Raw genomic sequence first — 5,212 nt, forward strand, 5'->3', positions numbered from 1 at the left:
CTGAAATGCAGAATCCACAGCCTTGTTTACCATATCTATTCTATGAGACAATGGCATCTTATGTTTTATTTGAAATTCACCACCGATTGTTCTCCCAAACACAAAATTCACACGATACTGCTCTATAGTTTCTCGAGCACTTTTTAACATGCCCTGAATACCCATTTTACCATAATAATCACCAAACAAATCCAGCAGAGAGGTTTTTATCAGAGAATTACCAAGGCTATAGCCTATGAACTGCTCTATACCGAATTTTTTGATGTTCATGATCGTGTCTAGCACACCTGTATTGCGGTACTCTAGGCCAGTTTTAAGTGCTTCATCCTGCAAAGCTTTTGAACACCCTTCAAGCGTCTTGGTAATTGGCTCTGCTATAAAATTTGAAAGTCTTGAAAACGTACCCAACTGACTTCCGTCCTTAGCATATTGAAGGTATAAGCTTTTAACCTCATTTAGAACAGCTGGATCAAAATTTATATGTGCGAGCACCTTGTCTAATCTCGTAAAATCCACGGTATCAACATTTTTGGTTGATGCAGACTTCAATATTGACATAGTTGCCACTTTGATAGGCCCTTTTGTAACAGAGCCAAGAGCTGTAAAGGTATCTGCAACATATCTATCACCAACTGGTGTGTTGGTGTATGAATAATATGGAGCAGTGACAATTTTTGCTCCATCACGCATAAAGCTTTTTGCAGTAGGGTTGTTACCAAAACCTTGCTCCAAGCCAGTATTGTCCAATATTATCTCAACGAGTGACTGGGCAGCAGAAGTCAAGAGCAGTTCCCCGCCAGTTGGAATGTTACCGGTTATGAATTTCGCTAACTTGTAAATTACGTTCTGCTGTTGGCCGACCATCATCATAAAATATTACCTTTTTTTTTTAATTTATCTAAAATACAACCTCTCATACCGCATACATTATCTTTCCTTTGTTGTCCAGTAATTTGTTTGTATACAACATCACAGGAACATCAGAAGATCAATGTGTTGAAAAGCTTTGTGATATAAAGGGGGGATGAGGTAAAATCTCTGGCAAGCAGGCTTGAGCGCAAGAAGGAATTTGGAGCTACTTGATGTTGCGAGTAGTAGAAGGTATTGTGACGACCATACCATCAAACTCATCTGTAACAATCACCTGGCAACCCAAACGAGAGGTGGTTGTCAAACCAAAGGCAAGATCCAGCATGTCTTCTTCAGCTTCTGTAGGAGGAGGCAACTTGTCGTAAAAGTTTTTGGGTAGGACTACATGGCAGGTAGCACATGCTAAAGAACCCTCGCAAGCTCCCTCTAGATCAACGTTGTGCTCACGTGCTATGTCCAGTATGGATAGCCCAGATTGTGTAACCACAGTCTTGCTACTACCGTCTGCATATACGAAGGAAATAGTTGGCATATGTTCTACTTTGTCTTATTGTTTGTTCCGACAACTAGCTCGGACACCATATCTTTTTTGACTTTAATCTTTACCCCTTCTGCGATTTCAAGGATTACGGCATCATTTTCACCGTCAGGCTTTACAACTGTCCCAAAAATACCACCCGTTGTGACTATTTTATCTCCTTTGGAAAGTTTTGAAACCATTGCTTGATGTTCACGCAACTTTTTTTGCTGTGGGCGCAGTAAAAGAAAGTAAAATATAATTATGATCAAAAAGATCGGTGTCATGCTGCTGAGAAGCTCCATGAAAGTATTTCCCTGAGCAGGAGCCGCCTCCGATGCAAGTGCTACACTAATGAAGTACATACTAAAATTTTAATTGCGGTGTTCACAGTATACTTTGTATCCTATACACACGTGACGCGCAACTCTTTTGTTTAAAAACTTTTACGCAACTTCATCCCGAGTTTGACAATATTGAGCTTAAGTTGCACATAGTGATTAATACCAGATCTCATAAATAACGGGCGATATAATTGACGTTGCAAAGAGATTTGATGATTTCTGGTGTTATGGTGTTGATAAATTGACACAAAGAATCTTCCAGGTTCTCTAAAGAATCGTACAGCTTGTTTTTGACAGTAGCCTTGCTGATATCTATATCAAAATTCTCTTTCACAAAAACACGCACCTTCTGTGTATTCAGGTGCGCACCATGTTCCTCTATATACCGCTGAAGTTCAAGTTCTTGTTTGCTCTCTAATTTCGACCGTCTACCTCGACCAGCTGCTACAGCAAAATTCTTAACACCTCCTGTTTTTATTTTTGATATCCACCGCATCAACGTCTCTCGACTAATATTGTATATTTTTGCTACCTGCGAAATGCCATGCGTTCTGGCCGATATGATTGCCTGCAATCTCCTTCCGTTCTCACCTCTTATACCAAATCTCATTTTTAAATGATCCAAACGGATTTTTCGGAACTCGGCTCTGCGCACGTATTTCAATACGCTTACGCAGCCTCATCCTCAAATCCATTTGCCTGATTTAATCTGAAACTTGGTTCTCTAATTGCAAATCAGTCAAGTAAAGATTTTAGCATCTTAATAAAAAAAGTTGATGTTTGCTATTTTGACTTTCTAGACTACTAGTTTGCTTTCCATAGTTCTCTCCGAGGTCTGATATGGCCAAGCCTTTGTTGACTTTATCATGGCCATGCCTCAATATACATATTAGGTGGAAGCGGACGGTGACATGTATTACACGAGGTCTAAAGCCTCAACCAAGTCTCTCACTTATCCCTTCCATCGACATAACTAGCACCTTTACTGCCAATATTAACTATCACCTTTTTATATACTTTAGCTTTTCATTTCTACCTCCTTGCTTTGTTATAAATCATATTCCCCATCATTTCACAGCCCTTGAAATACACTCCTGTCAACTAACATCCTATGCATGATAACTGCTAGTTTCCTAGCTACTGCTACTATTGCTTTCTTCATCCCTTTCTTCTTTGCTAGCTTCATCCCCCAACTCTTCACCTTCGACTTCACCTTACTCACCACTAGCAACGATTGCGCCGCCTCGTACAACATGCTCCTACATTCTATAGGGCCCATCTTCGATATACTCCCATGCCTATTTACCTCACCAGACGCATACTGCCTTGGTGTTAACCCCATATATGCACCAACAGTCTCAGAACTCCCAAACCTACTCGGGTCATCTATACTAGACTTATATGTAATCGCTGTAATCTTCCCAACTCCCGTAACTGTCATTAACAACCTACAAACAACCTACAATCCTCATCCTCTTTAACATACTCCTCTATTAGATTGTTGATTCCTTCCAAAGACTCTTCTACTATACCCAGACTATTTAGCATCCCATTGATGCTTGCTATAACAGAATTAGAAAGTCCTGTTATATTCCTTTTTACTACTTCTATAAAATTCCCATGTTTACTGCTTTGTAATTTTATACCATAAATCTTTAGCAGACCCCTAATCGTTCCCATTATCTGCTGCCTACTGCTCACTAATTGCCTTCTGCTACCTATCATAACCTTTAGCTCGCAACTATCCTCGCTCTTTATTTGAACATTCTTATAGCATTCATTACGTAGCATAATAGCTATACCTAATGCGTCATTCTTATCATTCTTATTGATCCTCGCAGATAATGCTGCTGCCATATGCCTCGCATCTACGCACTTCACCTCAAATCCTGCCTTTGATAACGCTTTACATAAATGTATTGATAGCTGTCCGCTTTCTATCCCTAAAATAGCATCTTCCTTATACCCTCCTGCCCTTAAACAATCTCCAATCGCATCTGCTTCGCTTAATACTGAACATTCGTATACTGTTTTACCCTTATCATTAATTACATTGATAAATGTTTCTTTCAATGACACGTCTAAACCTATATAATACTTCATTGGATACACTCCTATAATTAATTAAAGTTATTCCCATCGAATAAATACACTCCTTATTCGAATATCCAAATAATTATATTGTGTATCCATTCTCCATACAAACCTTACTATTTGCAATTACAGTATGTATTACACACTTACTATTACGTACCCACAATGTGTGGGCATTAAAACCATACATCCTATGGCTCATTCAGTACTTCTTCGAATCCTTTCGGTTGTTCTTGTTCCTGCATCAATTCATTATACTCTCCCCTGGAGCTATCAAACTCGTATACGTATTGTAATGGAGTTCGTGCTAATAAACTGTAGACTTCTCCATATCCAGACGCTGATCTTCCTCCATTCTCATCACTCGTGTATTCTGTGTACAGACTATGCACGTTGGACATCAGATGGTAAAGGCTGTATACCGTCATTCCTGATGTAAATATCAACCCTGCGTATGGCAAACCTCCTGCACCCATCACTATAGGCAATGCCATGTAAACTGTCGTTACCAGTACCTGTTTTAGCGCCTCTCCGTATTCCCCTTGGTACACTTGATATGTAGCTTCCAAACCCACTAGTGCTAATCCATACACATTCAATCCCTTGTACATTCCATATACATGCACTGTACCCAATACCACTTGCTTCACATTCTCCACTGTTGGTCGATTGACCACTCTTAGTACATCCACTACTGTATCGGCTATCTTGATGCTCAACGCTGCTTTATACATTACAACTTGCACTTCTGCAGCTTTTGCCGCAATTATTCCGTTTATATCAATATTAGAGCTCATTTTTTGCTGCAATTCCCTTGCAAATATAAAATCTTCCCCTCTCCCTCCCTTGTCAGGGTGTAGTCTAAGCAGCACATGCTTCTTAAACTCTCCATAATTACGTAAAATATCTACCGATACTGTCTCACCTAGCTTGTTTTCTTTCAATATATCCTTAAATCTCCCAATCTCTCCCTTGTACAGATACTCCTTGTATTGCCATGCAAAATCTAGCTTGTTGTTAAGTCGATTCATCACAGCATCAATAACCCTTGATATCATGCTTCTTTGACCAGCATTCATATAATCTCTACCAATAGTAGACCCAACATGACCTTGCTCTCCTTCAACACTAATAAGTGCCAGTGATGATTCTGGAATATATGGTATGACCAATATATCAATATCTCTTGATGCTTCTACAGTTCCCATTATCTCAAGCACCAACTCTCTACTTCCTATCTCCCTTGCTCTACTTAATAAAGCTAGTGCTTGCCCTTCCTCGTACATTACATCCAACAACGCATCATGCAGTATACTCCCTCCTACCTCATGCGCTATGTACAATACATCCTGTCCAATCTTTGATGACAATAAATTGTGTATCGGTG

General features: G+C 39.6%; 7 protein-coding genes. All 7 read right to left on the bottom strand.

The genetic code is table 11. From position 1 onward, the window contains the following. A partial coding sequence (locus EDM53_RS04720) for a hypothetical protein (protein ID WP_130122509.1) occupies positions 1 to 870 on the bottom strand: 870 nt, incomplete at its 3' end. 205 nt (positions 871 to 1,075) lie between these two features. Next, on the bottom strand, positions 1,076 to 1,402 hold the full coding sequence (locus EDM53_RS04725; RefSeq protein ID WP_130122510.1) for a ferredoxin family 2Fe-2S iron-sulfur cluster binding protein: 327 nt from the start codon (positions 1,400 to 1,402) through the stop codon (positions 1,076 to 1,078). A gap of 5 nt (positions 1,403 to 1,407) precedes the next feature. Continuing rightward, positions 1,408 to 1,752 (bottom strand): preprotein translocase subunit YajC, encoded by a 345-nt coding sequence (gene yajC / locus EDM53_RS04730; RefSeq protein ID WP_130122511.1) that lies wholly within the window; start codon positions 1,750 to 1,752, stop codon positions 1,408 to 1,410. 148 nt (positions 1,753 to 1,900) lie between these two features. After that, positions 1,901 to 2,386 carry a helix-turn-helix domain-containing protein gene (locus tag EDM53_RS04735; RefSeq protein WP_242507886.1) on the bottom strand — a complete coding sequence of 162 codons (486 nt, stop codon included), beginning with the start codon at positions 2,384 to 2,386 and terminating at the stop codon, positions 1,901 to 1,903. A 417-nt stretch (positions 2,387 to 2,803) separates the two neighbouring features. Further along, positions 2,804 to 3,172, bottom strand: a complete 369-nt coding sequence (locus EDM53_RS04740) for a transposase (RefSeq protein ID WP_130122513.1) — start codon at positions 3,170 to 3,172, stop codon at positions 2,804 to 2,806. Next, entirely contained in the window at positions 3,172 to 3,834 is a 663-nt protein-coding gene (locus tag EDM53_RS04745; protein ID WP_130122514.1) for an IS110 family transposase, read from the bottom strand. Before EDM53_RS04745 ends, EDM53_RS04740 begins: the two co-directional genes overlap by 1 nt. A gap of 182 nt (positions 3,835 to 4,016) precedes the next feature. Continuing rightward, positions 4,017 to 5,212, bottom strand: a 1,196-nt coding sequence (locus EDM53_RS06230; RefSeq protein WP_165379649.1) for a hypothetical protein, incomplete at its 5' end; no start/stop codon positions are given.

Origin of the sequence: Rickettsiales endosymbiont of Peranema trichophorum (genome assembly GCF_004210275.1) — a bacterium.
Lineage (GTDB): Bacteria > Pseudomonadota > Alphaproteobacteria > Rickettsiales > Midichloriaceae > RICK02.